The organism is Streptosporangium pseudovulgare, from assembly GCF_014648055.1.
Taxonomy (GTDB): Bacteria; Actinomycetota; Actinomycetes; order Streptosporangiales; family Streptosporangiaceae; genus Streptosporangium; species Streptosporangium pseudovulgare.
The window spans coordinates 225,352-251,455 of record NZ_BMQJ01000005.1 but is presented as its reverse complement, the minus strand read 5'-3'; the positions used below and the strand labels follow the sequence as shown (position 1 = coordinate 251,455).

The window sequence follows — 26,104 nt, the reverse complement described above, 5'->3', positions numbered from 1 at the left end:
CTCTCGGCGATCCGTCCGGCGACCAGGCCGGCGTCGAGTTCCTCGGTCATGACGCGGCCGCCTCCCGGTCCTCCGCGGCGCCCGGCATCCGCTCGTGCGGTGCCCGCGACATCTCCGCCGCGGCGCGCCGTACCGCCCGGACGATGTTGGTGTAACCCGTGCACCGGCACAGGTTGCCCTCCAGGCCCCGGCGGACGGCCTCCTCGGAGGGGTCGGGGTCGTCGCGGAGCAGGTCGATCGCCGCCATGAGCATGCCCGGGGTGCAGTAGCCGCACTGCAGGGCGTGCTCGGCGTGGAAGGCCTCCTGCATGGGGTGCCACCGGCCGTCCCGCGCCAGGCCCTCGACCGTGACGACCTCGCTCCCGTCAGCCTGTACGGCCAGCACCGAGCAGCTCTTGGCGCTGCGGCCGTCGAGCGTCACCGTGCAGGCGCCGCAGTTGCCGGTGTCGCAGCCGACAGGGGTCCCCGTCTTGCCGAGGCGGTCTCTGAGCAGGTGGACGAGGAGGAGGCGCGGCTCGACCTCCTCCTCGTAGGTGACTCCGTCGACGCTGACGGTGATCCGGGGCATACGTCCTCCAGGCAGCCCCTGGCGGGGCGGGAGAGATGGAAGCCGACATGAGTGAACGTACGCCCCTGTCCTGCCCGGTCAAGGTTTTCGCGAAGCCGGGGTTCACGCCAGCGGAAGGTCATCTTCTCCGGTGCGCGGGCCGCGGATGCGGCGGTCGGCCTCGTCGATCCGGACGTCGTTGATGCTCGCCTCGCGGCGCCGCATCAGGCCGTCGTCGGCGAACTCCCACAGCTCGTTGCCGTAGCTGCGCCACCACCGGCCGTCGGCGTCGTGCCACTCGTACTGGAACCGTACGGCGATGCGGTTCCCGCCGAACGTCCACAGCTCCTTGCGCAGCGCGTAGTCCAGCTCCCTGGCCCACTTGCGGGTCAGGAACTCCCGGATCTCCGCGCGGCCGGTGAGGAACTCGTCGCGGTTGCGCCAGACGGAGTCGGGTGTGTAGGCGAGCGCGACCCGCTCGGGGTCGCGGGTGTTCCAGGCGTCCTCGGCGGCCCGCACCTTGGCTCGGGCCGTCTCCTCGGTGAAGTTCACGTCTCCTCCAGGGATATCGCCTGCACGGGGCAGGCCCGCGCGGCCTCCTCGACCGCGCCGATCAGCTCGTCGCCCGGTTCGGCGACGTGAACGAGCCGGTCGTCGTCGTCCAGCTCGAAGACCTCCGGTGCGGCGAACACGCACTGGGCGTGCACCTGGCACAGCTCCCGGTCCACCACGACCCTCATCGGATGTCCCCTCTCTCTTCCGGTTCCGCCTCTCCGGGGCCCGCCGGGTCCGTCCCGGGCGCGGGGCGGACCGGCGGGTTGAAGCGGGAGTGCCTCTCGAACGTCCAGCGCAGCGGGCTCGCCCCGCGGACGTGCACGGCCCGTTCGACGTCGAACGCGACCAGCCGCTGCGCGCCCGGCACGTCGCCCGGGTCCCACTCCACGCGCGCCCGCCCGGTCAGGTGCAGCGCGTCGCCCCCCTCCCAGTCGAGGAAGAGCAGGCCGCAGGTGTCGTCCAGCTCCAGGTTGCCGAGCGTCATGAACATCGCGTTGCCCGCGTAGTCGGGCCAGACCAGCCGCCGCTCGCCGGTCACCCGGACGAACCCGGGGGCGCCGCCCCGGTGCGACAGGTCGGTGCCGAACCCGGTGGCCCGGGTGGCGACGAAGAACGTGTCGGCGGCCTCGATCCACGCCCGGTGACCGGCGGTGAGGGCGCCGGTCGCAGAGGCCTCCGCGGAGGGTCCGGCGACCTCACCGGTGACGGCCCGCGACTGGATGTACTTGGGGCAGTTGGCGTAGGTCTGTTCGGTACGGACCGTCAGCCGCCCGCCGTCCCGGCGCACCGTGCCGTTGACCCGCATCCGCCGCCGGGTGTGCGGCTCGACGGCGAGCATCCCGATCTCACCCTCCGCCAGGCCGGCCAGCGGATCGTGCCCGCCCGGGACGGCGTCGATCACGACGGTTCGGTCGTCCACGGCCCGGATGAACCCCGCCGGGCCGGTCAGCAGGGTCGCCCACGGCCGCCCGTCCCGGCCGGTCGCCCCGATGAGCAGCATCCGCTGCGCGGCGAGGAAGCCGGCCGCCACCGGCGGTATCTCCGGCCGGGTCCCGGCCGATCCCCAGTCGTCGGCGTCGACGCCGGCCCGCCGCCGCACCGCCAGCTCCCCCGGGTGTCTCAGCGCTGTTCTCATGCCCGTTCTCCCCGGTCGTCTCAGCAGGAGTCTCCCCGTCTTCTCAGAAGAATCCGCAGGTCGGGGCACCGGTGGTCGGGGCGGGGCGGTCGCCGGCCCCGTCGGGCGCGAAGATCTCCAGCCGGATGCCGTCCGGGTCCTCGAAGAAGATCCCCCCGGAGGAGGCGCCCTCGCCGTGCGGCACCACGCCGTCGTGGTGGAGCGTGGCGCCGAGCCCCCGGACCACGCTCTCGGCCCGCCGTACGGCCTCGATGTCCGGCACCTGGAAGGACAGGTGGTGCAGGCCGGGCAGGCCGGTGGCGAAGCGGCCCTCGCTCTGCTGCCAGAGGGTCAGCACGAGCGTGCCGTCGAGGCCGAGGAAGGCGAAGCGGCGGTCCTCCCGGCCGGATTCGCCGACGACCTCGAAGCCGAAGACCTTCACGTAGAAGTCCCTCGACCGGTCGAGGTCGGAGACGTTGAGGCCGATGTGGCCGGTCTGGAAGCTCATGGATGCCCTCTCTCATCTTTTCTAACGGATAATTCCGTTAGAAGTTGAGGGCAAATATAACGCATGATCTTTCATCAAGCCGTTAGAAATCGGTGATGTGAGTCACATCTCCATCGGAAAGGGATGCTCGCCTGCCGGGAGGCGACGTCGTTTTTCCTGGTGGATCAGGGGTGATCCTCTCGGCCATGGTGTCCCTGAAGAGGAGAAGGGGGACCGATGGTCATAAAAGAGAGCGGTGCTCTTGAGTCTGTCGCTCCATGGTGAGAGCATTGCTCTCGTAAAGAAGCGCCGTTCCGCCCACTTGGTCTCAGGAGCCCCCCATGAACCGTGCCCGGCTCACCGCCTCGGCCTTCGCCGCAGGCGGCGTCCTCTTCCTGCTCTACCAGGCCGCCCGGCCCTACGCCGACGAGACCACCCTGGAGGGCGCCGCGGCGATGGCCTCCCCCTCCTGGACGGCCGTCCACCTGGCCGCATCGATCGGGTTCGTCCTCGTCTCGCTGGGAATCCTCGGCCTGTACCTCGTGCTCGGCCGGGGCCGCCTCCTGCCCGCGGCGGTCGTGACGTGGCTCGGGGCGGGCCTCACGCTGCCCTACTACGGCGCCGAGACGTTCGGCCTGCGGGTGATCGGGGCGCGGGCCGTACGGGACCGGGACGTCACCCTGATCGAGCTCGTCGACCAGTTCCGCTTCACGCCCGCGGCGGTCACCCTGTTCGCCACCGGACTGGTGCTGCTCGCCGTGGGCGTCGTCATGGCCGCGGTGGAGATCCGGCGATCCGGTGCTCTCCGGCGGTGGAGCGGTCTCCCGCTGGCGGTGGGGTTCGCCCTGTTCATCCCGCAGTTCTACGGTTCCCCGGCGGTCCGGATCGCGCACGGCGCGCTGCTCGCCGCGGGCGGCCTCTGGCTGGCGTACGAGCTGTGGCGGGCCGACGACCGCGCGACGGCTCCGGCCGGGACGACGACCGGGGCGGCGGCCGAGGCGGCGGCCGGGACGGTGGCGGGGACGGCGGCCGTGGGCGCGGCCCGCTGACGGCGGCGGCCGGACGGCCCGGGTGCGGCGGAGGACCGCCGCACCCGGGCGGACGCGTGTCCGCCGGAGGGTGGGATCCGGAGGCGGGGACGAGCGGGCGGTACGCGAACCTGGCGCCGGCGATGACCAGGGTGGGATCCGGAGGCGGGGACGAGCGGGTCATGCCGCGCCCACGGCGGGGCCGCGGGTCAGTCGTCCCGGTGCTGGCGGTAGTGGCGGGCGGCGCGGGCCCGGTTGCCGCAGGCCACGGAGCACCACTCCTGACGGGCGTGCTCCTTGACGAAATAGAGCACGCATCGGGGGGCCGGGCAGGCGCGGAGCAGCTCGCGACGAGGACCGGCCAGGAACGCGATCGCCGCGGACGCGAGCGCGGCGCGGGCTCGGGCGGAGTCGTCCGCCGCCACAGCCGGGACGTTCCGGGCCGATGGCGCCGAAAGAGGTGAAAGGTCCGATGGGGCCGACGGCTCCGGCGGGACCGGAGGAGCCGATGAACCCGACGGATTCGGCAGGGCCGACGGGTCCGGCCCGGCGGGCCACTCCAGCCGGGGGGCCGTCGGGACGGCCAGCGCGGTGGCGTTGACCAGGTCGAGGGACTCGGCGAACCCCGGCAGCCGTCCGGCGTCCGCCCTGCTCGCCGGGCCGGGGGCGACGGCCCGGGCGAACAGGGCCCGTACGGCCTGCCGCAGCTCGACCAGCTCGCGGCGCACCTCCTCGGAGGCGGTGAACCCGGCGGGGAGGTCCAGCTCCGAGGAGTGCTCGCGACACCAGGCGGTCGTGCCCGCGACGTCGGAGAGCGCGTCCGTCGGCCCGGCCCGCGTCGCGCGGATCGTGCTGACGAACTCCAGGATCGGCATCCTCCAACTCTAACGCGTGGCAGCACCCGCAACCGTGAGACGGTGACCGCCGGGTCGCGGGTCCCGGCCGCGGACCGTGAGCCGCGGGCCACGGACCACGGATCGCGGGCCACGGATCGCGGTCCGCCGGGCACCGGTCCATGCCCGGGCCGCCGGGCCGCCCCGGTCAGCGGCGGATCAGCCGGGCGAGGATGGCGACCAGCCCCGCGAGGCCCAGGCCCGCCAGGACGGCCGGAAGCATGATCAGCGGCTCGACCGACGGCCGGCCGATGAGGACGACCCCGGTCACGATGAAGATCATTCCGCTGAGCAGGGCCATCCAGTCCGTGCGGTGCGCCCGCCGCCGGCGGGGCCGCTCCATCTCAGGCCGCACGTCGCACCTCCACGTCTCCGATGCCCGCGCTGACCCGCAGGACGATGGTCGCCGCGTCGCCCTTCGGCGGCACCTCCGGCTTCAGCACCCTGACGTGCCGGATGCCGGTGCCGCCCTGGACCATCTGATCGATCTTCACGTCGCCCAGTTTGGCGGTTCCCTCGACCTCGACCCGCGCCGTCGGCGGCACGATCACCAGCATCTCGCCTATCGCCACCGACGCCTCCACGAGCGTACGCGAGCCCGCCGGGAGCTGCAGCGCGCTCAGATCCACGGTGCCGTCGCCGATGCCGATCGCGTAGTCCCCGCCGCCCTTCCCGGTGACCTCCGACATCGTGGTCGGCGCCCAGTCGTAGGTGCCGAAGCGCCCCGACATCCCGGACAGCAGCGACGCCGTCAGCACGGCGATCGAGACGAGGGTGCCCGCGGCGACGAGGGCCGCGCCGCGGCCGAACCACGCGGCGACGAGGAGACCGCCGCCGATGACGACCAGCACCGCGCCGCCGGCGACCGTCATGCCGGCCGCCCCGGAGGCCGCCTGGGCCGCCAGGGTGATCCCGCCGACGATCAGCGCGAGGATCAGGGTGACGCCCGCCACGAACGACCGGGGCCGCTCGGGCCGTTCGGGCCGCTCGCGCCGGACGGACGTCTCGACCGGCCCGCCGAGCAGGGCGAGGTCGTAGGGGTCGTCGTAACCGCCGGGAGGGCCGCCGTAGGGGCGGTCGTAGGGGCGGTCGTACGGCTGCCGCCTGCCGGGGTCCAGCGGCCGGTAGGGCCCATAGGGGGAGAACGGCTCGCCGGAGGAGTCGTAGGAGGGGGTGAACGGCCCTGCCGGAGAGGCGGCGGAGGGGGCGAACGGCCCCGCGGGAGAGCCGGTGGGCGGCGGCACGGCGGGCCGGTCGTCCTCACCGGGCCACGACCCCGCGGGCCGGTCGTCCTCACCGGACGGTGACGCGGCGGATGCCGCAGCCGCCGGCTCAGGCTCCGGCTCAGATCCCGGGACCCGGGCCGGGGCCGGGTCGGCTGCGGGGAACACCTCGGTCCGCGGCTCCGCGGGGGAGGCCCCGGCCGGCGGCCCGGCGGGGGCGGCTCCGGGGGCGGCTTCGGGCGCGGCTTCGGGCCCGGAGGGCGTGACCCCGGGCGCCGGGCGGCGCTCGGTGCCCCCGGACGGGCCGGGCGTCGCCGCGGGGCGGCTCCCTGCGGGTCCGACCGGCCGGACCGGAGCTGCCGGTTCCGGCGGCGCGGTGTGCGGTCCCTCCGCGAAGGCGGCCGGCCGGGCCGGGTCGAAGACGGCCGTCCCCGCGAGGGGCCCGCCGTACGGGCCGGTGTGCGGCTCGCGGTGTTCGTCCCGGAAACCCCCGTGGGGGCCGCCGTACGGCGTGCCGGACCCGGCGGGGGCGCGGCTGCCGCGCAGCCGCTCCGGCAGGGACCGCATCGTGGCCAGTAGATCGACCCCGCGAGAGTGCGCGGCCATCAGGGCGATGGCGAAGAGCGTGCCGACCACGACCGTGCCGGTGCCGATGCCACCGGAGGACACGTTCACGATCAGGCCCAGGGTGAACACCCCGGCCAGCAGCGCCAGCACGGTCTCGCCGTCGAAGGAACGCCGGGTCCACTGCTCCATGTATCCCGGGCCGCCGTCCGGCTCCCGCATCAGCAGGAACGCCGCCACGTACAGCATGATGCCGATGCCGGAACCGAGGACCAGCATGGCGAAGCCGATGCGGAACAGCAGCGGATCGACACCGGCGTGACGGCCGAGACCGGCGCAGACGCCGGTGAGCATGCGGCCCTCGTCACTGCGCCGGAGCGGCCCCCGCCCGCCGGACGCGAGAGGGGACGACGGGCCGGTCCCGGAGGTGAAGGGAGACGACGAGCCGGTGGGGGTGCTCGCCGGGTCGTGGGCGTTCCCGGAATCGGTCATGTCACCTATCGTGGCCTTCCTGCCTCCCGGGTCGCATCCGGGACACCCCTGAGCCGTCCCCGAGGATGCGGGCCGCCGTCAGGGTCGCCTCAGGGGAACGCCTGATGCGCTGGCAGACTCTCCCATGTGACGATGCAGGCGATATGGCTGACCGAGAGACGATTCGTGACGCGGCCCCGGTGACCCCCGGAGAGCCCGATCCCTTCCCCCGGCTGGTGCGCCCCGTGCAGGGACGCCTGGTCGCCGGGGTGGCCGAGGGCGCCGCCGCCCAGCTGCGGCTCGACCCCGTCGTGTTGCGGCTGGCGTTCGTGCTGCTCACCGTCCTGGACGGGATCGGCGCGGTGGCGTACGCGGCGCTGTGGCTGTTCACGCCGCGCGAGCCGTACGAGGGCAAGGAGCCCGCCCGCGACTGGAGCCAGGTCGCCTCCTACGCGGCGGTCGGGCTGGCGTTGCTGGCGCTGGGCTGGCTCACCGGCGCCCGGACGGGCGGGATCGGCGCCTGGCCGATCGCGGTCGGCGGGATCGGCTCGCTGATCCTGTGGCAGCAGGCCGACCCCGACCGGCGGCGGCGCTGGATGAGCACGACGGTCGGCCAGGTCCGCCGGAACCGGGTGCGCACGTTCGCCGGCCTGGTGCTGGTCGTCGTGGGCGCGATCGGCTTCCTGGTGGCCACCGACGAGCTGGACGCGGCCCGGCCCGGCATCGTGTTCACGCTCGTGGTCGTCGGCGGCGTCGCGCTCATCGCGGCCCCCTGGCTGGCCGGGCTGTGGAAGGAGTTGCAGCGCGAGCGCCGCGAGCGCATCCGGCAGGAGGAGCGCGCCGAGGTGGCCGCGCACGTTCACGACTCCGTGCTGCACACGCTGACGCTGATCCAGCGCAACTCCGAGGACCCCCGCGAGGTGGCGCGGCTGGCCCGCTCCCAGGAGCGTGAGCTGCGCAACTGGCTCTACCAGCCCAAGCAGGACGCCGACGCGTCCCTGGCCGCGGCCGTGCGCCGGGTCGCGGCGGAGGAGGAGGACGCGCACGGCGTGCCGATCGAGGTCGTCTGCGTGGGCGACTGCCCGCTGACCCCCGAGCTGTCGGCGATGATGCAGGCGGCCAGACAGGCTATGGTCAATGCGGCGAAATACTCCGGGTCCTCCGTCATCTCCGTCTACGCCGAGGCGGAGCCGGAGGAGGTCACCGTCTTCGTCCGGGACCGGGGCGCCGGGTTCGACATGGACCAGGTGCCCGAGGACCGGATGGGCATCCGCCAGTCGATCATCGGCCGGATGGAGCGACACGGAGGCGGCGCCCGGATCCGGACCGAACCCGGAGAGGGCACCGAAGTCATGTTGACCATGAAGCTGGAGAAGGCGTGACCGAGCGGTCCGGGAGCGGCGGCGGCCGGTGCGGACGGCCCGCGAGGCGCGCGGGGGAGGGTGCATGAGCGCCATCAGGGTTCTGATCGTCGACGACCACCGGCTGTTCCGTTCGGGAGTCCGCGCCGAGCTGGGCGACTCCATCGAGGTGGTGGGCGAGGCCGAGGACGTGGAGTCCGCCGTCCGGGCGATCGGCGAACTGACGCCGGACGTGGTCCTGCTCGACGTGCACATGCCCGGCGGGGGCGGCCAGGAGGTGCTGCGCCGCGTCCTGGGCGCGGGCTCGCAGGTCCGCTTCCTGGCGCTGTCGGTCTCCGACGCCGCCGAGGACGTCATCGGCGTGATCCGCGGCGGTGCCCGCGGCTACGTCACCAAGAACATCAGCGGCCGCGAGCTGACCGACGCGATCCGCCGGGTGGCCGAGGGCGACGCGGTGTTCTCCCCGCGGCTGGCCGGTTTCGTGCTGGACGCCTTCGCCTCCAGCGAGGCCCCGCCGATCGACCCCGAGCTCGACTCGCTGACCCAGCGCGAGCGGGAGGTCCTGCGGCTGATCGCCCGCGGCTACGCCTACAAGGAGATCGCCAAGGAGCTGTTCATCTCGGTGAAGACGGTGGAGACCCACGTCTCGTCCGTGCTGCGCAAGCTTCAGCTCTCCAACCGCCACGAGCTGTCCCGCTGGGCCACCGCGCGCCGCCTGGTCTGATCGGCCGGCGCCGTACGGCCCGCCGCCCGCCTGGCCCGTCCCGGACCGGTCGCGCGGCGCCGATCCGCCGGCTCGCCGTACGGCGCCGGGCCGCTCGGGCCCGCTCGGATCGCTCGGATCGCTCGGGCCCGCTCGGATCGCTCGGGTCCGCTCGGACCGCTCGGACCGGTCGCGCGGACGGCCGGCGCGGTCTGGAGTCCCCGTCCTGTGCGAGCCATGCCTTGACGGGCGTTCGATCCCTGTATGTGGGTGCCGTTTCACCGTTCGGAGGGCTGGGAGCCGCCCATGGCGCCGAGCAGGGGGACGGGCACGGGCACGCCGTCCACCGTGACCAGGCCGTCACCGACCGTGACCAGCGGCTCGGTCCCGCCCGGCACGATGAGCGTGAGCAGCCGCGGGGCCTCCGGGGAGACGACGGTCACCGACTCGGCGGTGCGCAGGTGGCCGGTGGCGATCAGACCGGGCCGCACGCCCTGCCCGCCCGCCGGCCGCGGCGGCCCGGCCTGCGGGACGGCGAACTGGAGCAGTGTCACCCGCCGCTCGCCGTCGCCCAGCACCACGACGCCGTCGCGCCGGGCGAGCACCTCCAGGGACGGGTCGAAGTGCCACAGGCTCCGCACGGCGGAACCGGCCGGCACCGAGTCGAGCACCGCCATCAGGTCGCGCCGGTGCTCGACCAGCACCTCCCGGGTGCGGACCACGCCGTAGGCGTCGTCGGTGAGCCGGAACACCTGCCGCGACGGCCCCTCCTCCCGCGCGGTCAGCCGCGTGGCCGTACCCGGCCGGAAGCGGGCCCCGGCCACGACGGGCACGTTGTGCGCCTCCGGCGAGCGCGTCCACTCCACGTAGCCGGTCCGCTCGTAGGAGTGGAAGCCTCCCTCGACGAGTACGGGCCGTCCCCGCGCGTGGTAGGTGACCCCCAGGTGGTCCTCGTGGCCGTGCAGCCGCCGCCCCGGCCCGAACCTGATCGAGTAGAACGCCGCCCGGGGGTCGTCCCACGCCGTCCTGCCGAAGACGTAGCCGGCGGCGAACACGCGCACCGGTGGCTCCGCGTGGGCGAACCGGGGTGGCCGCAGGTCGGCGGGGCTGTCGCCGATGGGCGTCAGCCGCCCGTCCGGCTGGGTGGCGTGGGTGACGTACGCCTCCAGCGCGGCGCGCCGGGCGGCCAGCCGGGGCGGGACCGCCAGGCCGCTCCGCTCGATCGCCCGCAGCGCCACCCCGAGCCGCCGGTGAACGTAGTGCCCGTACCTCGGCGCCTGTTCGTGCAGCACCCCCTCCTCGTCGATCGCCAGCTCAGCGGAGGCCGTCATCCGGCGCACCGCCAGGTCGCGCCAGGCGTCCCTGCCCAGCCGGACGCCGACGACCAGCAGCGCGATGTCCTGGTCGAGGCCGTGGTTGTGGCCGTGCCGGTAAAGCGCCGGATCGGCCAGCAGCCGCCCGTGCTCCCGCAGGCTGTCCCGCACCAGCGGGGTGTCCACGTGCTCGCTCAGGCACACCAGGACGGGCGCGCGCAGGGCGACCGCGTGCTCGGCCCACGCCCACGAGCTCGTGCCCGGCCGGTCGCGCGGGTTGCGCCGGATCCAGTCCTCGACGAGGGCGGCGGCCCGGTCGAGCGGGGCCGGGTCGCCGGAACGCTCGTGGGCGGCCACCAGCCCGCCCGCCCAGCGCAGGGCGTGCAGGTTCAGCATCCATGACCGCCTGCCGTACGGGTCGGCCCGCCAGTCGACCTCCTGGCCGAGGTCGGCGGGCGGCAGACCGGCGAGCCGGACCCTGCCGCGCGTCACCTCCTCCACGTCGATCGCGGGGAAGTCGCCGGACAGGCAGACGACCGGGCCACAGGACCGGCGGGCACGTCGGAACACGCGTACTCCCTGGGGCGGCGGGCACGCCGGACACGGCGCGCTCCGGGAGGTTTCCGGGCACGCCGAAGCCGCGCCCGGTCGGATGGAGGAGATCGCGCGCCACGACGGCGCGCGGGCGCGCGAAGGCGCGCCGGGATCACGGGGTCGGGATCACGGAGCCGGGATCACGGAGGTCGGTGTCACGAGGCCGGTGTCACGAGGCCGGGTCACGGGACCGGGGTCACCGAGGCGGCGTCACGAAGGAGGGACGTCGTCGGTCCAGCCCGCGGCCAGGACGACCTCGACCCGCTCGGCGGGCGCGTTCCGGCCGCCGCCGTCCGCCCCGTCGGAGCTGGACAGCACCTGCGAGCTGACCGGGTCGATGACCAGGTGGCGTTGCGCGCCCGAGGCGTCCAGCGTGAACGCGAACAGCCGGCCCGGCCGGCCCGTCGGGTCGGTGGCGTGACCCAGATAGCGGACGTTCGGCAGGTCGGCGAGCAGCCGGTAGGCCGCGGCCCGTACGGCGGGCGGCGAGGGCTTGCTCCACAGCAGCCCGCTCACCGCGTCGGCCAGCAGCCCCTCACCGGCGCCGGGCGGCAGCAGCGCCGCGACCCGCCGCCTGAGCGCGTCCGTCCCGGTGGGCAGCCGCTCGATGTCGCGCAGCGACAGCGCCCTGCCGGCCATGGTGAACGGCTTCGTGACGGGCCGGGGGCCGGCGTCGGCGTCCGGCCCGGTGATCCAGGCGCGGCCGTCGCGCGCCGCCCACAACGTGGTGGTCTTCCCACCGGTCCGCCGCGTGACGCGCCAGTAGGCGCCCCGCGCGGCGGGGTCCGATGCCGCCGTGGTCGCCGCCTCCAGCAGGACCGACCTGCCGGCCCCCGTCGACGGGCCGGCCGTGGGAGCGCCGGACGCCGAACCGCGCCCGGCCGCGACGTCCCGCGCGGGATCGTGCGGCCGGTCCGCCCCCCCGGTGACGCCGTACGTGAGCAGCACCGCGGCCAGCGTCGCGACCGCCCCCGCGAGCGGCATCATCCACGGCGCCCGCCAACGCCGGGAACGCCGGGCGTCCAGCCGTTTCCGGACCCGCGCCCTGGCCGCCGGATCCAGCGGCGGCTCGCCGTACAGGTCGCGGACCCACTCCAGCTCATCCACGCTCGGCCTCCTCCGGCACCAGCATCGGGTTGGTCCCGCCCAGCGACGCGCGCAGCTTCCTCCTGGCCCGGCTCAGCCGCGAGCCGACCGTGCCGTACGGGATGCCGAGCGCCGCGGCGACCTCCTCGTGGCTCAGCCCGGCCAGCGCGACCAGCAGCACCACGTCGCGGTCGCGCTGCGACAGCTCCGCCAGCGCCGCGGCGAGGTTCGGCCGCAGGCTCTGCGCGCTCACCCACGTCGACACCCGGTCCTCCGGACCCGGCGCCTCGGTGTCGGCGCCGTAGCGGCCCATCGCCCGCAGCGTGCGCGCCTCCAGCCGGCGGTGCCTGGCGACGAGCTTCGTGACGATGCCGTACAGCCACACCCGCACGCCGGCGCGGGCGGGGTCGTACTGCGCGCGCTTGCGGAAGGCGACGAGAAACGCCTCGGCGACGACGTCCTCGGCGTGGTCCGGGCCGAGCCGCTGGGCGACGTAGCCGTGGATCTCGTCGAAGTGGGCGTCGAACACCTCGCTGAACGCCTCCCCCTCGGCGAGACAGCCCTTGGCGAGCGCGGCAGGCGCGGCGGATACGGCGGACCCGGGCTCCCCGGCGGCCCACGACATCACCGTCACGATGCTTCCCCCGTCATCTCCAACCTTCCGGACGCGACCAAGCGGACATCTCTTATCTCCCGATCCGCGGGATCGCTTTCACGCCCGCCGGACAAGCGGACATCTCTTATCTCCCGATCCGCCGGATCGCTTTCACGCCCGCCGGAGAGGGGCGCCGCCCCGGGTGGCGCCGACGGCGTGGTGGGTGGGGCGGCGGGGCCACGCGCTCCCAGGGATCGCCGGAGACGAGGCCGGGAAGGAGAGCGGGGGAGGACACGTCGCCGATCCTCCCCGGGGGTGATGCTGACATTCCGCCCATTTTTCAACGAGCCACCATGTGCGACCATGCGAAGTATGGGTCGTGACGTGCCCGCGATGGTGTTCAGCCGGGACGATCGGCGGCGATACCGGGAGAAGGTTCGCCGATGTCTCGACGTCTTCGCGCAGATGCTGCGGGAGTCCAGGTTCGAGTTCGACCGGCCCAGGGCCGGTCTGGAGATCGAGCTCAACCTCGTCGACGAGCGCGGCGAGCCCACGATGAGGAATGCCGAGGTGCTGGCGGCGATCGCGCAGCCGGACTGGGGCACCGAACTCGGCCAGTTCAACGTGGAGATCAACGTCAGCCCGGAGGCCCTGTCGGGGGACGGCGTCGCCCGGCTGGAGAAGGTGGTGCGCGACCGCCTCAACCACGCCGAGGAACGGGCCCGGACGGTCGGCGGGCACCTGGTGATGGTCGGCATCCTGCCCACGCTGCGCGAGAGCGACGTGCACGAGGGCACACTGTCGGCCAACCCCCGCTACAGGCTGCTCAACGAGCAGATCTTCGCGGCCCGGGGCGAGGACCTGCACCTGCTGATCGAAGGCGAGGAGGTCCTCGACGCCTACGCCGACAGCATCACCCCCGAGGCCGCCTGCACCAGCCTCCAGCTCCACCTCCAGATCAGCCCCCAGGCGTTCGCCGCCAACTGGAACGCGGCCCAGGCCGTCGCGGGCCCCCAGGTCGCGGTGGCGGCCAACTCGCCGTTCCTGTACGGCCGCAGGCTCTGGCAGGAGACCCGGATCCCGCTGTTCGAGCAGGCCACCGACACCCGCCCGGTGGAACTGAAGACCCAGGGGGTGCGGCCCAGGGTGTGGTTCGGGGAACGGTGGATCACCTCGGTCTTCGACCTGTTCGAGGAGAACGCCCGGTACTTCCCGGCGCTGCTGCCGCTGTGCGACGACGCCGACCCCCGCGAGGAACTGTCCCGCGGCGTGACCCCGCAGCTCGGCGAGCTGACCCTGCACAACGGAACCGTCTACCGGTGGAACCGGCCGATCTACGCGGTCGTCGGCAACGTCCCGCACCTGCGGGTGGAGAACCGGGTGCTGCCCGCGGGTCCCACGGTCGCGGACATCGCCGCCAACGCCGCCTTCTACTACGGCCTCATGGGGGTGCTGCCGTACGCCGAGCGCCCGGTGTGGACGCGCATGTCCTTCGCCGCCGCCGCCGACAACCTGCACGCCGCCGCCCGGCACGGCCTGGACGCCCGGCTCTACTGGCCGGGGCTCGGCGAGGTGGCCGCCGCCGAGCTGGTCCTGCGGCGGCTGCTGCCGCTCGCCCACGAGGGACTCGACCGGTGGGAGGTGGACCCCGCCGTCCGCGACCGGCTCCTCGGCATCATCGAGAGGCGCTGCGTGACCGGCAGGACCGGGGCCCACTGGCAGGCCGAGGCGATGGAGGCGTACGGCGGCGCCGACCGGCACGAGGCCCTGCGCCGGATGACCCTGAGCTACGTCGAGCACATGCACACCAACGAGCCCGTGCACACCTGGCCGTCCCCCTGACACCCGTCCTGCGCGGCCCGCTCACCCACCGGACCCGTACGACCCGCTCACCTGTCGGACCCGTACCACCCGCTCGTCCCGCCGATCCCGCTCACCTGTCGGTCCCGTACCACCCGCTCGTCCCGCCGATCCCGCTCACCTGTCGGTCCCGCTCACCTGTCGGACCCGCGCGGCCCGCTCGCCCGCCGGCCCCGTTCGTCCCACCCGCCCCACGCCTCCCGCCCGCTCCGCACGCCGTGATCAGCGGACGTGTCGGAACGTAATCGCGTGTGTACCGCGCACACCGCCACCCGCTGGGCCACGATTGGGGTATGAGCACCTTCCGCCGTGTCGTCCTCGCGCTCCTCCTGCTGGCCGTCACCGTGTCCTGCGGCAGCGAACCCACGGAGACCGGCGGGGAGCGGCCCGGCGACGACCGGGGGAGCGTCGAGGCCACGACGCCCGCCCCGCTCGGGGAGGACTTCGAGTCGGACGTCAGCCTGGCCAGGGGGCTCACCGAGCAGTACTGGAAGCAGACCTTCGCCGCCGCCGGGTTGGGCTACCGCCCCATCAGCGCCTTCATCCCCTACACCGGGCAGAACGGCCCCGCCTGCGGTGACCAGCCCGCGGTGCCGAACAACGCCTTCTACTGCCCCTTCGGGCACTTCGTCGCCTACGACGAGAGCTGGATGCGCGACCTGTACGACCGAATGGGCGACGGCTCCGTCTACGTGATCATCCCGCACGAGCTGGGGCACGCCGTGCAGGCCCAGCTGAACAACGCCGGCGGCCTGAGCATCCAGCGGGAGCTGCAGGCCGACTGCTATGCAGGCGGCACGCTGGGCGCCCTGGTCAGGGGCAACGCCCTCCAGGCCGAGCCGGGCGACAAGGACGAGCTGCTGCTCAACCTCGCCGCCGCCGGAGACCCCACCGACGACTGGCTGCGCCCCGACGCCCACGGTACGGCGCAGCAACGCCAGCAGGTCTTCGCCCGGGGCTACAACGAGGGCACCTCATCCTGCTGAGACCCGCATGGGACCCGCTGGACTGAGACCCGCATGGGACCCGCTGGACTGAGACCCGCATGGGACCCGCTGGACTGGGACCCGCTGGGACCCGCTGGGACCCGCTGGGACCCGCTGGGACCCGCTGAGCCGCCCGGCCGCGTCCGGCGCCCTCCGGCGCGCGATCGCGACGGGACGGGACGGCGGACGGAGCGGCGGTCCCGGGGGTACGCCCGCCCGGTTACCTGCGAATCCACCGGAAGGCTGATGCCGTACCACCGCACGCGGCCTACGCTGAGGTCCGGTGATCGACCAGGGGGGTGGGCCATGCGCAGGATGACGCCCGAGATCGGCTGGGCCGTACGGGGCGCCTGCCGCGCGAGCGATCCCGAGCTGTTCTTCCCGCTGACGCAGTCGGCGGAGCAGGAGGCGCGGGCCAAGGCGGTCTGCGCCAGGTGCCCGGTGCTGGCCGACTGCCGGGCCTACGCCGTGCGGAGCGGGGAACCGGAGGGCATCTGGGGCGGCCTGACCGTGCGGGAGCGGCGCGACCTGAGGTTTCCCACGGGATGGCGGCGGCCCGCGGCCGGCTGAGACCTGGGCCGGCTGAGACCTGGGCCGGGACCGGCCCGGGACGAAGGGCGTGGGAGGCGGAAGGGGAGGCATGGGCGAGGCGGCGCGGGGACGGGCGGGACGGCGTCCGGCGGGTTCCGGGGAAGGTCCGGAGACCGGCGCGGCGGACCGGAGAGCGGGCGGCGGAGGCGACGGGGCCGCGCTCGCGGGCGTGGTGACAGGCCGGAAGGCGGGCGATGGAGGCGACGGGGCCGCGCTCGCGGGTGTGGTGACAGGCCGGAAGGCGGGCGATGGAGGCGACGGGGCCGCGCTCGCGGGCGCGGTGGCCGTGCTGGTGGCGGCCAACGTGCTCAACAACCGGGTCGCGCCGCGCCTGGCCCCGCTGACTTCGGCCGCGGCCACCGGCGCGCTGCTGGCCCTGGCCCGGCGCCGCGGGATCGCCTGGGCCGAGATCGGGTTCCGCGACCCCGCCCGGGGCCTGCGGATCGGCGGGCTCCTCGCCTCGGCCGTCGCCGGCGTCTACGCGGCGGGGATCGCCCTCCCGGCCACCCGCCGTCTCTTCCGCGACGAGCGGGCGCTGTCGCTGTCGCGTGCCCGCGTCCTGGAGGAGGCGCTCCTGCAGGTGCCGTTCGGCACGGTCCTGCTGGAGGAGGCCGGTTTCCGCGGCGTGCTGCCCGCCCTGGTCGCCCGTTCGCACGGCCCCCGGACGGCGGCCGCCGTCTCCTCGGCGTTGTTCGGCCTGTGGCACGTGCTCCCGGCGGTGGACATGGCCGCCGCCAATCCCGCGCTGACCCGCCTGGCCGCCGGTGGGACGCAGGCGGGGCCGCGGCGGCCGTCCGGGGCGGAGACGGCGCGGGTGGTGGCCGGGTCGGTGGCGACGACCGCGCTCGCCGGGCTCCTCTTCGGCGAGCTGCGCCGCCGGGGCGGGCTGGCCGCGCCGGCGCTGCTGCACCTCGCCACCAACTCGCTGGGCTACCTGTTCGCCCGCCTGGCCCCCGGCGACCCGCCCGCGGCGGCTCGCGGCCGGGTCGCGGTCACTCGGTGACGACCCGCTGGAAGCCCTCGGCGTAGCTGCCCTCGGGCAGGCCGGCCTCGGCGGCGATCTGGGAGAAGCGCGACCGCAGGAACTCCTCGAAGCCCTCGACGTGGGAGGTCTGGCTCGCGTGGGCCCGCAACGCGGCGATCTTCCGGTCGAAGGTGCCGGTGACGTCGACGAAGTGGTCGGGGGAGGGGCCGCCGTTGAGCCAGACCTCCCGGACCGTCCAGGCGTCCAGTCCCTCGTCGCGCAGCAGCTCGGGGAAGGCGTACGGGTTGCGGGCGTCGGGGTAGACGGCGTCGAGGGCGCTGGCGCCGACCGCGCGGTGGTCGGGGTGGCTGGGGGCGATGAACGAGTAGTTGCGCTCGGGGGTGTGAGTGATCACCAGGTCGGGCCGTACCTGGCGGATGACCCGGGCGATGTCGCGCCGCAGCTCCAGGCCGGGCACCAGCGTGCCGTCGCGGTGGCCGAGGAAGCGCAGGTCGGTCACGCCGACGGCCTTGGCGGCGGCCGTCTGCTCGGTACGGCGCAGCTCGGCCATGCCCGTGTTGTCCAGTTCGCGGTCGAATCCGCCCGCGTCGCCGTCCGTCACGACGCAGTAGACGACCTCCACGCCGCGGTCGGTGAACCGGGCGATCGTGCCCGCGGCGGCGAAGTCGACGTCGTCGGGGTGGGCGGTCACGACGAGCACCCGGCCTATCTCGTTCTCAGACAGCATGCCTGACCCTTCCGCTGCTTTCCGGTTTCCGCTGATATCCGGCTAGTACGTGATTCTCGCAACTTCCTGCGGGCCCGTGGGCATTCCTTCGGGGCGCGGGCCGCGGTTGTCGGCCGGTCGGCCTAATCTAGGTGACGTGTCGATCCCAGCCGCCTCAGTGACCCACCCGTTGCTCGACGGGCTCAACCTCCAGCAGCGCGAGGCCGTGGTGCACCACGGCAGCCCGCTGCTCATCGTCGCGGGCGCGGGGTCGGGCAAGACGCGGGTGCTGACCCACCGCATCGCCTACCTCCTGGCCGAGCGGGACGCGCGGCCGCAGGAGATCCTGGCGATCACCTTCACCAACAAGGCCGCCCGGGAGATGAAGGAGCGGATCGACCGGCTCATCGGGCCGCGCTCGGCGGCGATGTGGGTGATGACCTTCCACAGCGCGTGCGTGCGGATCCTGCGGCGGGAGGCCGGGCGGCTGGGCTTCCCCACGAGTTTCTCGATCTACGACCAGGCCGACTCCCAGCGGCTGATGGCGATGGTCTGCCGCGAGATGGACCTCGACCCCAAGCGCTACCCGCCGCGGTCGTTCTCCGCCCAGGTCAGCAACTTCAAGAACGAGCTGATCGACTACGAGACGGCGGCCGGGCAGGCGGCGAGCCACCTGGAGCGCACGCTCGCCGAGGCGTACCGCACCTACCAGCGGCGGCTGACCGAGGCCGGCGCGATGGACTTCGACGACCTGATCATGATGACGGTCACGCTGTTCCAGCTCTTCCCCGACGTGGCCGAGCACTACCGCCGCCGCTGGCGGCACGTCATGGTCGACGAGTACCAGGACACCAACCACGCCCAGTACACGCTGATCCGCGAGCTGGTCGGCACCCCGGAGCTGCGCACCGCCGATGGCGAGCTGGTCAGGGAGGGCACGGCCGGGATCGCCCCGGCGGAGCTGTGCGTGGTCGGCGACGCCGACCAGTCGATCTACGCCTTCCGCGGCGCGACGATCCGCAACATCCTGGAGTTCGAGCGCGACTACCCCGACGCCAAGACGATCCTGCTGGAGCAGAACTACCGCTCCACCCAGACGATCCTGAGCGCGGCCAACGCGGTGATCGCGCGCAACGAGAGCCGCAAGCCGAAGAACCTGTGGTCCGACCAGGGCGCCGGCCCGAAGATCGTCGGCTATGTCGCGGACAACGAGCACGACGAGGCCATGTTCGTCGCGCAGGAGGTCGACCGGCTCTCCGACGACGAGGGCGTCACGCCCGGCCAGGTGGCGGTGTTCTACCGCACCAACGCGGCCTCACGCGTGTTCGAGGAGGTGTTCATCCGCACCGGCCTGCCGTACAAGGTGGTCGGCGGGGTGCGCTTCTACGAGCGCAAGGAGGTCCGTGACCTGCTGGCCTACCTCCGGGTGCTGGCCAACCCGGGCGACGTCGTCTCGCTGCGCCGCATCCTCAACGTGCCCAAGCGCGGTATCGGTGACCGGGCCGAGGCGATGGTGGAGGCGTTCGCCGCCCGGGAGCGGATCCCCTTCGCCGAGGCGCTCCGGCGGGCCGAGGAGGCGCCGGGGATGGCGACCCGCTCGGTCAACGCCATCAAGGAGTTCCTCGCCCTGCTGGACGACCTGACCGCCAAGGCCGCCACCATGCCGCCGTCGGAGCTGGCCCAGGAGGTGCTGGAGGCCACCGGCTACCGCGCCGAGCTCGCCGCCTCCGGCGACCCCCAGGACGAGAGCCGCCTGGAGAACCTCGACGAGATGATCTCGGTGGCGTCGGAGTTCGAGGAGGCCAACCCCGAGGGCACCCTCGTGGAGTTCCTGGAGCAGGTCTCACTGGTGGCCGACGCCGACCAGATCCCCGCCGACGACGGCGGCCAGGGCGTGGTCACGCTGATGACCCTGCACACCGCCAAGGGCTTGGAGTTCCCGGTGGTGTTCCTCACCGGCATGGAGGACGGCGTCTTCCCGCACGTGCGCTCGCTGGGCGAGCCCAAGGAGCTGGAGGAGGAGCGCCGCCTGGCCTACGTCGGCATCACCCGGGCCCAGCGGCGGCTCTACGTCTCCCGGGCGGCCGTGCGCAGCGCGTGGGGGGCGCCCGCGTTCAACCCGGCGTCCCGGTTCGTCTCCGAGATCCCCGGCGAGCTGGTCGACTGGCGCACCGACCCGGGCAAGAACGCCTGGGGCGCCGCCACCCGCCGGGATTCGCGCGCCGCCGTGCCCGCGAAGAAGCCCGGCGGCCGGCAGATCCCCAGCCTCACCCCCGGCGACCGCGTCACCCACGACAAGTTCGGCCTCGGCACGGTCGTGTCGGTGGACGGCGTCGCGGAGAAGACCAAGGTGAAGATCGACTTCGGTAGCGGCGGCGAGAAGACCCTGCTCCTGGCCTACGCGCCGGTGGAGAAGCTCTGACGGCCCTCCCCGGGCGCCGGGCGCCCGGGGAAGGCCGGATGTCTCGAATGTCCGTGATGCCGCCGGGATCGGACGTCCGGGGCCGGTGACCCGGCCTCCGGGCCGGCGGTTCGGCCTCCGGGACCGGAGGATCAGCTCCCCGCATCCCCGGGTGCGGGTGCGGGGGCGGGCGCGGTGAGGGTGACGGGGGTCCCCCAGGAGGCGAAGCGCACGTCGCTGACGCGGGTCACGCGCATGTCGCGCGGCGGCACCGCCCAGGAGGTGACCAGCCGGGCGGGGAGCCGGTCGCGGCCGAGCCACAGACGCCAGCTCACCTTCGTGGCCGCCACGGCGGCGGCGGGCCGCTTCCCGCCGAGAGAGGCGCGGTAGGACGGCGAGACGCGGTAGAGCGCGCCGAGGGTGGTCGTCCCCTTGAACGTCGACGGGCCGGCCTTCTTCCCGGCCGAGCCGCCCTTCTTCGCGGCCGGCAGCAGCGACTTCAGCGTGGCCGGCTCCAGGAGCATGACGGGGGTGAAGAAGGGGGAGGCGGCGCGGGTGGAGGACCTGACCCATTTCCTGCCGATCATTCCGCCGCTGAGGTAGGTGTCCCCGCCGACGGTGCGCGTGCGCAGCGGCGTGGCGTCGTCCCCGGGGAGGTCGGACTTCGACAGGACGTCGTGGCCCGCGACGCCGGAGGGGCCGAACTCCACGGTGCCGCGGCGTTTCTGGGCGGAGAGGAGCTCCCGGCCGGAGTAGGTCCGGCCGCTCTCGACGATCCGCACGCCGTGTCCCGCGACGAACCGTGCCTCCAGCGCGGCCACCGGGTCGGCGGGCGCGGCCTTGGCGGCGGCGGGAACGGCGGCGGTGGGCACCGCCAGCGCGGTGGCCGCCACGATGATCCATCGCTTCATGGGGGTCTTCCTCCTGAGGATAGAAGATCAGAAACCTTATGGCATGTCATGTTGAATGCAGGTATTCGTAACAATAAAAGTGGTGAAAAGCACTTTCGGTGGGAAAGATCCGCCAGAAAGCGCGGCCCCGGAGAACCGTTACGGGCACGCGCCCCGGAGCACTCCGGGCGCGGCCGTTAGGCTGCCGTCAGCTCAGCTCCCACGTCACGCGTGGGACACGGACAAGGAGGTCTGGATGGACGCCGAGCCGAGGATCCGCGTCGTCATCGCCAAGCCCGGCCTGGACGGGCACGACCGAGGTGTGAAGATCGTCGCGAGGGCGCTGCGGGACGCCGGGATGGAGGTCGTCTACACCGGCCTGCACCAGACGCCCGAGCAGATCGTGCGCACCGCGATCCAGGAGGACGCCGCGGCGATCGGGCTGTCCATCCTCTCCGGCGCGCACATGACGCTCTTCGCCAAGGTGATCGAGCTGCTCGCGGAGAACGACGCGAGCGACATCGTCGTCTTCGGCGGCGGGATCATCCCGGAGGCGGACCTGCCGGAGCTGGAACGGATGGGCGTGGCCCGGGTCTTCACCCCCGGGGCGACCACCCAGGAGATCGTGGAGTGGGTGCGGGGCGCGATCCCCACGCGGGTCTGACCCGCGGGGCGGGACGCGGCCCCCGGCGACCCGGTGGCCCCCGGCGCCTGGCATCGGGACGGCCTCCGGTGTCCGGTCGGCCCTCGGCACCCGGGCGGCTCCACCCGCCGTTTTCGCGGACGCTTCCCCGCCGCGTCCCGATATGATCCCCAGGACGTTCGCCACCCCCGCCCCAGTGGCCCCGCCCGTAGCCGTTCGCGGACCCGGTGACCTGGTCATGCGTGCGGGGGGCTAGGCTTCATTGGCGCAAAAACCGCCGGGCTCCCCTCACACCACGGAGCCGGCCCGCAGACATTTTCAGTACACCAGCCGGACAAGCAAGGACGGACCCTCGTGGACCTGTTCGAACATCAGGCGAAGGAGCTCTTCGCGGAGTACGGCATCCCGGTGCCGCGCGGTATCGTCGCGCACACCGTGGAGGAGGCGCGCGCGGCAGCCGAGCAGCTGACCGGCCGTGTCGTCGTCAAGGCTCAGGTCAAGACCGGTGGCCGCGGCAAGGCCGGTGGCGTCAAGGTCGCCGACGACGCCGCCGACGCCGAGCAGAAGGCCACCCAGATCCTCGGCATGGACATCAAGGGCCACACGGTCCACAAGGTCCTGATCGAGGAGGCCAGCGCGATCGCGGAGGAGTACTACTTCTCCTTCCTGCTCGACCGCGCCAACCGCACGTTCCTCGCCATCTGCTCCGCCTCGGGCGGCATGGACATCGAAGAGGTCGCGCACACCGCTCCCGAGAAGGTCGCGAAGGTCCCCGTGTCCCCGCTGGACGGCGTGACCCGCGACAAGGCCCGTGAGATCGCCGCGGCCGGCGGCCTGCCGGAGAAGGCGCTGGACGGCGCCGCCGAGATCATCGAGAAGCTCTGGGCCGTCTTCGTCGACGAGGACGCCTCCCTGGTCGAGGTCAACCCGATGATCCTGGCCGCCGACGGCCAGGTGAAGGCCCTCGACGGCAAGGTCACCCTCGACGACAACGCCACCTTCCGCCAGGCCGAGCACGAGGCCTACGCGGACAAGGCCGCCGAGGACCCGCTGGAGGCCGCGGCCAAGGCCAAGGACCTCAACTACGTCAAGCTCGACGGCAGCGTCGGCATCATCGGCAACGGCGCGGGCCTGGTCATGTCGACCCTCGACGTCGTCGCCTACGCCGGTGAGGCGTTCCCCGGGCAGCCCAAGCCCGCCAACTTCCTCGACATCGGCGGCGGCGCCTCCGCCGAGGTCATGGCGGCCGGCCTGGAGATCATCCTCTCCGACCCGTCGGTGAAGTCGATCTTCGTGAACGTCTTCGGCGGCATCACCGCCTGCGACGCGGTCGCCAACGGCATCGTCTCGGCCTTCCAGCTCCTGGAGAACCGCGGCGAGACCGTCAGCCGCCCCCTGGTCGTCCGGCTGGACGGCAACAATGCCGAGCTCGGACGCAAGATCCTGGCCGACGCCGCCCTGTCCGGCGTCGAGCTGGTCGACACGATGGACGATGCGGCCAAGCGTGCCGCCGAGCTCGCCGCGGTAGGTGCGTAATGGCCATCTGGCTCAACGAGAACAGCAAGATCATTGTTCAGGGCATGACCGGCGGTGAGGGCACCAAGCACACCCGCCGCATGCTCGCCTCCGGCGCCAAGGTCGTCGGCGGCGTGAACGCCCGCAAGGCCGGCATCACCCACGAGGGCCTGCCCGTCTTCGGCACCGTCGCCGAGGCCATGGAGAAGACCGGCGCCGACGTCTCGGTCGTCTTCGTGCCGCCGGCGGCCACCAAGGCCGCGGTCAAGGAGGCCATCGACGCCGAGATCCCGCTCTGCGTGGTCATCACCGAGGGCGTCCCGGTCCACGACACCACCGAGTTCTGGGCCTACGCCGTCGCCAAGGGCAACAAGACCCGCATCATCGGCCCGAACTGCCCCGGCATCGCCTCGCCCGGCGCCTCCAACGCCGGCATCATCCCGGCCGACATCACCACCGCCGGCCGCATCGGCCTGGTGTCGAAGTCGGGCACGCTGACCTACCAGCTCATGTACGAGCTGCGGGACTTCGGCTTCTCCACCGCCGTCGGCATCGGCGGTGACCCGGTCATCGGCACCACGCACATCGACGCTCTCCAGGCGTTCCAGGACGACCCGGACACCGACGCGATCGTCATGATCGGCGAGATCGGCGGTGACGCCGAGGAGCGGGCAGCCGCCTACATCGAGCAGCACGTGACCAAGCCGGTCGTCGCCTACGTCGCGGGCTTCACCGCCCCCGAGGGCAAGACCATGGGTCACGCCGGCGCGATCGTGTCCGGCTCGGCCGGCACCGCCCAGGCGAAGAAGGAGGCTCTGGAGAAGGTCGGCGTCCGCGTCGGCAAGACCCCGAGCGAGACCGCCCGCCTGATGCGCGAGATCATGCAGAACCGCTAGCCGGTCCGCGGGCCGTGCCGCGGCCCGCCCGGTCCGGTGGCCCGTCCGGCTCACCGGTGAGAGGCGCCCGCCGTCCGCGGGCGCCTCTCCCGTTTTCACGGCCCGGCCGCCCCACCCCGCCGTACGCACCACCCGCGCCGTACGGCTCGCCTTCCCGTTTTCCGTACGACCCGCGACACGCGGGGCGATGAGTCTCGTCCGCGCGGAAGATCCTGAGACCATCGGTTATCGTGACGGCCCTTCTCGATCAGCTCCGGACGGCTCCCCGTAACGTCCTCAGCCGCCTCCCCCTGCCCGGCGTCACGGGTGACGACGACGACGTCCGCCGCCCGCTTCCCGTCTCCGGGATGCTCGCCGCCGCGTGGACCCTGGGCGTGGGACTGGCGGTGCTCACCACGCTCACCCTGGTCGGCTGGGTCGCCTCCCCCCGCGGCTCGCTCGGCCCGGGGCTGCCCGGGGTGTTCCGCGCCGCGGCGCAGCTCTGGCTGGCGGCCCACCACGCCGGGTTCGCGATCCCCGGCGGCTCGATCGGGCTGCTCCCGCTCGGCCTGACGGTCCTGCCGGCCTTCCTGCTGTACCGCGCCGGGATCTGGATGGCGCGCGACGCCGACCTGCGGCTGCGGCTGCCCGCCCGGCTGCCGAGGAACAGCCCCAAGGAACAGGCCGACGCCCGCCGCCGGGCGCAACTGGTCCTGATCGCCCAGGCGGGTGTCTCGCTGGCCGCGCCGTACGCGCTGCTGGCCGGGGTGATCGCGCTGGTCACCCGGAACGAGATCACCCAGCCCTATCTCGGCGACACCCTGGGCAGCCACCTGGTGCTGGCCTTCCTCGCGGGCTCGGCGGCCGTCGCCCGGACGATCGGGCCGTGGCGGTCGATGCTGCGCCTGCTGCCCGAGCGGGTGCGCTCGGTCGTGGTGAGCTCGGCCGCGGCGCTGGGGATCATGCTGGTCGCGGGGGCCGCCCTGGTGCTCGGCGCCGTCGCGGTCAACTTCGACCAGGTCCGGGAGCTGTCGGACGTCCTCGCGCCCGGGTTCGTCGGCGGGCTGCTGCTCCTGCTGCTGCAGGGCCTCTACCTGCTCAACGCCTTCGTCTGGGGCATGGCCTACATCGCGGGGCCGGGCTTCAGCCTCGGCGCCGGCACGCTGGTCGCGCCCACCGGCGTCCAGCTCGGCACGGTGCCGAGCCTGCCGATCCTGGGCGCGCTGCCCGAGGCGGGCCCCACCCCGGCGTGGGTGATGGCGGTGATCGCGTTGCCGTTCGCCGCGGGGACGGTGGCCGGCGTGCTGGGGGTGCGGATCGCCCCCTCGCCCTCCTACGAGGGCGCGCCGCTGTGGGGCTTCGTCTCCGGGGTGGTGACCGGCGTGGCGGCCGGGGCGCTGGCCGCGCTGTCCGGCGGCTCGCTCGGCGGGGCGCGCCTGTCCGCGATGGGGCCCGCGGGCTGGGAGGTGATGCTTTCGGTGACGCTGGAGGTCGGCGTCGCGGCCGGCATCTCGGCGGGCCTGACCAACTGGTGGCTGATCTTCCGGGGGCACAACGCGGCCGTGGTCCGGGCCGCGGCCAGGGTCGGCACGGCCACCGCGCCGGTCCGCCGGGCCGGGGCCAGGCTGTTCCGGGCCGCGGGGGCGGTGGCCGGCCGGGTCGGGCTGGCCGAGCCGGACGAGCCCCGCGCGCTGCCCGGCCACTGGCTGGACGCCACCGAGTGCGACACCCAGCCGATCCCGGTGATCAGGGACGACTGGGAGGACGAACACGCCTCGGCGGCGGACCCGCAGGAGCCCGCGGAGACCACGAAACCTGTGAAGACCGCGAAGGCTGCGAAGGCCGTGAAGGCCGTGAAGCCTGTGAAGCCGGCGGAGGCCGGTCCCAGGGTGCCGCGCCCCGCGCCGCCGCGCCCGCCCCGGCGCGACATCGTCGACGAGTCGGACGACCGCGGCGGCCACGTGATCTACGTGGACCCCTACGCCTGGGACCGCGACTAGGAGGTCCTCAGCGGCCTCCCAGGGGGCGGGCACCGCCCGGCCGGGTTCGGCGACGCTCCTCCTGCCGGCCTCATGTTCTGCTTTGTTCTGATCTGTTCAGAGGGGATTTTCCGACGTA

The 26,104-nt window shown here is 73.6% G+C and carries 25 protein-coding genes; 12 read left to right on the top strand and 13 right to left on the bottom strand.

The genetic code is table 11. The features are described 5' to 3' along the window. Positions 1-46 precede the first annotated feature (46 nt). From IEZ10_RS12925 to IEZ10_RS12905, 5 genes are all read right to left on the bottom strand, one after another. Positions 47-568 carry a (2Fe-2S)-binding protein gene (locus IEZ10_RS12925; protein ID WP_189246737.1) on the bottom strand — a complete coding sequence of 174 codons (522 nt, stop codon included), beginning with the start codon at positions 566-568 and terminating at the stop codon, positions 47-49. 102 nt (positions 569-670) lie between these two features. Next, positions 671-1,099, bottom strand: coding sequence for a nuclear transport factor 2 family protein (locus IEZ10_RS12920; protein WP_189246736.1), 429 nt, complete (start codon positions 1,097-1,099; stop codon positions 671-673). Then, positions 1,096-1,287 carry a ferredoxin gene (locus tag IEZ10_RS12915; RefSeq protein ID WP_189246735.1) on the bottom strand — a complete coding sequence of 64 codons (192 nt, stop codon included), beginning with the start codon at positions 1,285-1,287 and terminating at the stop codon, positions 1,096-1,098. Before IEZ10_RS12915 ends, IEZ10_RS12920 begins: the two co-directional genes overlap by 4 nt. Beyond that, positions 1,284-2,237 carry a pyridoxamine 5'-phosphate oxidase family protein gene (locus IEZ10_RS12910; protein WP_189246734.1) on the bottom strand — a complete coding sequence of 318 codons (954 nt, stop codon included), beginning with the start codon at positions 2,235-2,237 and terminating at the stop codon, positions 1,284-1,286. Before IEZ10_RS12910 ends, IEZ10_RS12915 begins: the two co-directional genes overlap by 4 nt. A 43-nt stretch (positions 2,238-2,280) precedes the next feature. Beyond that, on the bottom strand, positions 2,281-2,724 hold the full coding sequence (locus tag IEZ10_RS12905) for a VOC family protein (RefSeq protein ID WP_189246733.1): 444 nt from the start codon (positions 2,722-2,724) through the stop codon (positions 2,281-2,283). Between the two features lie 320 nt (positions 2,725-3,044). On the opposite strand from IEZ10_RS12905, the gene IEZ10_RS12900 reads away from it, so the two are divergent. After that, positions 3,045-3,752 carry a hypothetical protein gene (locus IEZ10_RS12900; RefSeq protein ID WP_189246732.1) on the top strand — a complete coding sequence of 236 codons (708 nt, stop codon included), beginning with the start codon at positions 3,045-3,047 and terminating at the stop codon, positions 3,750-3,752. Between the two features lie 188 nt (positions 3,753-3,940). Here the strand turns inward: IEZ10_RS12900 and IEZ10_RS12895 are convergent, their stop codons facing one another. The 3 genes from IEZ10_RS12895 to IEZ10_RS12885 form a co-directional block, all read right to left on the bottom strand. Beyond that, on the bottom strand, positions 3,941-4,606 hold the full coding sequence (locus IEZ10_RS12895; RefSeq protein ID WP_189246731.1) for a CGNR zinc finger domain-containing protein: 666 nt from the start codon (positions 4,604-4,606) through the stop codon (positions 3,941-3,943). 166 nt (positions 4,607-4,772) lie between these two features. After that, positions 4,773-4,979, bottom strand: a complete 207-nt coding sequence (locus tag IEZ10_RS12890) for a hypothetical protein (protein WP_189246730.1) — start codon at positions 4,977-4,979, stop codon at positions 4,773-4,775. Continuing rightward, positions 4,969-6,903: a PspC domain-containing protein gene (locus tag IEZ10_RS12885; protein WP_189246729.1), complete on the bottom strand. Its 1,935-nt coding sequence runs from the start codon at positions 6,901-6,903 to the stop codon at positions 4,969-4,971. Before IEZ10_RS12885 ends, IEZ10_RS12890 begins: the two co-directional genes overlap by 11 nt. Before the next feature lie 143 nt (positions 6,904-7,046). On the opposite strand from IEZ10_RS12885, the gene IEZ10_RS12880 reads away from it, so the two are divergent. Further along, positions 7,047-8,264: an ATP-binding protein gene (locus IEZ10_RS12880; protein WP_189246728.1), complete on the top strand. Its 1,218-nt coding sequence runs from the start codon at positions 7,047-7,049 to the stop codon at positions 8,262-8,264. Between the two features lie 64 nt (positions 8,265-8,328). After that, positions 8,329-8,967, top strand: coding sequence for a response regulator (locus tag IEZ10_RS12875; protein ID WP_179819578.1), 639 nt, complete (start codon positions 8,329-8,331; stop codon positions 8,965-8,967). A gap of 257 nt (positions 8,968-9,224) precedes the next feature. Here IEZ10_RS12875 and IEZ10_RS12870 read toward each other — a convergent pair whose 3' ends face one another. The 3 genes from IEZ10_RS12870 to IEZ10_RS12860 form a co-directional block, all read right to left on the bottom strand. After that, a complete protein-coding gene (locus IEZ10_RS12870) occupies positions 9,225-10,829 on the bottom strand; it encodes a heparinase II/III domain-containing protein (protein WP_229811217.1) in 1,605 nt (534 codons plus the stop codon). Between the two features lie 234 nt (positions 10,830-11,063). After that, positions 11,064-11,960, bottom strand: a complete 897-nt coding sequence (locus tag IEZ10_RS12865) for a CU044_5270 family protein (protein ID WP_189246727.1) — start codon at positions 11,958-11,960, stop codon at positions 11,064-11,066. Next, positions 11,953-12,564, bottom strand: coding sequence for an RNA polymerase sigma factor (locus IEZ10_RS12860; protein WP_189246863.1), 612 nt, complete (start codon positions 12,562-12,564; stop codon positions 11,953-11,955). The genes IEZ10_RS12865 and IEZ10_RS12860 overlap by 8 nt, the downstream gene beginning before the upstream one ends. A 342-nt stretch (positions 12,565-12,906) precedes the next feature. On the opposite strand from IEZ10_RS12860, the gene IEZ10_RS12855 reads away from it, so the two are divergent. From IEZ10_RS12855 to IEZ10_RS12840, 4 genes are all read left to right on the top strand, one after another. Next, positions 12,907-14,376, top strand: coding sequence for a glutamate-cysteine ligase family protein (locus tag IEZ10_RS12855; RefSeq protein WP_189246726.1), 1,470 nt, complete (start codon positions 12,907-12,909; stop codon positions 14,374-14,376). A gap of 311 nt (positions 14,377-14,687) precedes the next feature. After that, positions 14,688-15,380 (top strand): neutral zinc metallopeptidase, encoded by a 693-nt coding sequence (locus tag IEZ10_RS12850; protein ID WP_189246725.1) that lies wholly within the window; start codon positions 14,688-14,690, stop codon positions 15,378-15,380. Positions 15,381-15,686: 306 nt separating this feature from the next. Further along, positions 15,687-15,950 (top strand): WhiB family transcriptional regulator, encoded by a 264-nt coding sequence (locus IEZ10_RS12845; protein ID WP_189246724.1) that lies wholly within the window; start codon positions 15,687-15,689, stop codon positions 15,948-15,950. Positions 15,951-16,197: 247 nt separating this feature from the next. Beyond that, positions 16,198-16,974, top strand: a complete 777-nt coding sequence (locus IEZ10_RS12840; protein ID WP_189246723.1) for a CPBP family intramembrane glutamic endopeptidase — start codon at positions 16,198-16,200, stop codon at positions 16,972-16,974. Here IEZ10_RS12840 and IEZ10_RS12835 read toward each other — a convergent pair. Beyond that, the gene (locus IEZ10_RS12835) at positions 16,964-17,683 is read right to left on the bottom strand and encodes a PIG-L deacetylase family protein (RefSeq protein ID WP_189246722.1); all 720 of its coding nucleotides are present in this window, start codon (positions 17,681-17,683) and stop codon (positions 16,964-16,966) included. The two genes, IEZ10_RS12840 and IEZ10_RS12835, sit on opposite strands and share 11 nt — an antisense overlap. Before the next feature lie 142 nt (positions 17,684-17,825). Here IEZ10_RS12835 and pcrA point away from each other — a divergent pair, with 142 nt between their 5' ends. Next, complete coding sequence (gene pcrA / locus IEZ10_RS12830) at positions 17,826-20,084, top strand: DNA helicase PcrA (RefSeq protein WP_373287394.1); 2,259 nt, start codon at positions 17,826-17,828, stop codon at positions 20,082-20,084. 131 nt (positions 20,085-20,215) lie between these two features. Here pcrA and IEZ10_RS12825 read toward each other — a convergent pair whose 3' ends face one another. Beyond that, positions 20,216-20,974 carry a hypothetical protein gene (locus IEZ10_RS12825; RefSeq protein WP_189246721.1) on the bottom strand — a complete coding sequence of 253 codons (759 nt, stop codon included), beginning with the start codon at positions 20,972-20,974 and terminating at the stop codon, positions 20,216-20,218. 235 nt (positions 20,975-21,209) lie between these two features. Here IEZ10_RS12825 and icmB point away from each other — a divergent pair, with 235 nt between their 5' ends. From icmB to IEZ10_RS12805, 4 genes are all read left to right on the top strand, one after another. Continuing rightward, a complete protein-coding gene (gene icmB / locus IEZ10_RS12820) occupies positions 21,210-21,617 on the top strand; it encodes a coenzyme B12-dependent isobutyryl CoA mutase small subunit (RefSeq protein WP_179819570.1) in 408 nt (135 codons plus the stop codon). Positions 21,618-21,950: 333 nt separating this feature from the next. Next, positions 21,951-23,132 carry an ADP-forming succinate--CoA ligase subunit beta gene (sucC, locus tag IEZ10_RS12815; RefSeq protein ID WP_189246720.1) on the top strand — a complete coding sequence of 394 codons (1,182 nt, stop codon included), beginning with the start codon at positions 21,951-21,953 and terminating at the stop codon, positions 23,130-23,132. Further along, positions 23,132-24,007, top strand: a complete 876-nt coding sequence (gene sucD / locus IEZ10_RS12810; RefSeq protein WP_189246719.1) for a succinate--CoA ligase subunit alpha — start codon at positions 23,132-23,134, stop codon at positions 24,005-24,007. Before sucC ends, sucD begins: the two co-directional genes overlap by 1 nt. 230 nt (positions 24,008-24,237) lie before the next feature. Beyond that, on the top strand, positions 24,238-25,986 hold the full coding sequence (locus IEZ10_RS12805; protein WP_189246718.1) for a cell division protein PerM: 1,749 nt from the start codon (positions 24,238-24,240) through the stop codon (positions 25,984-25,986). Positions 25,987-26,104: the final 118 nt, after the last annotated feature.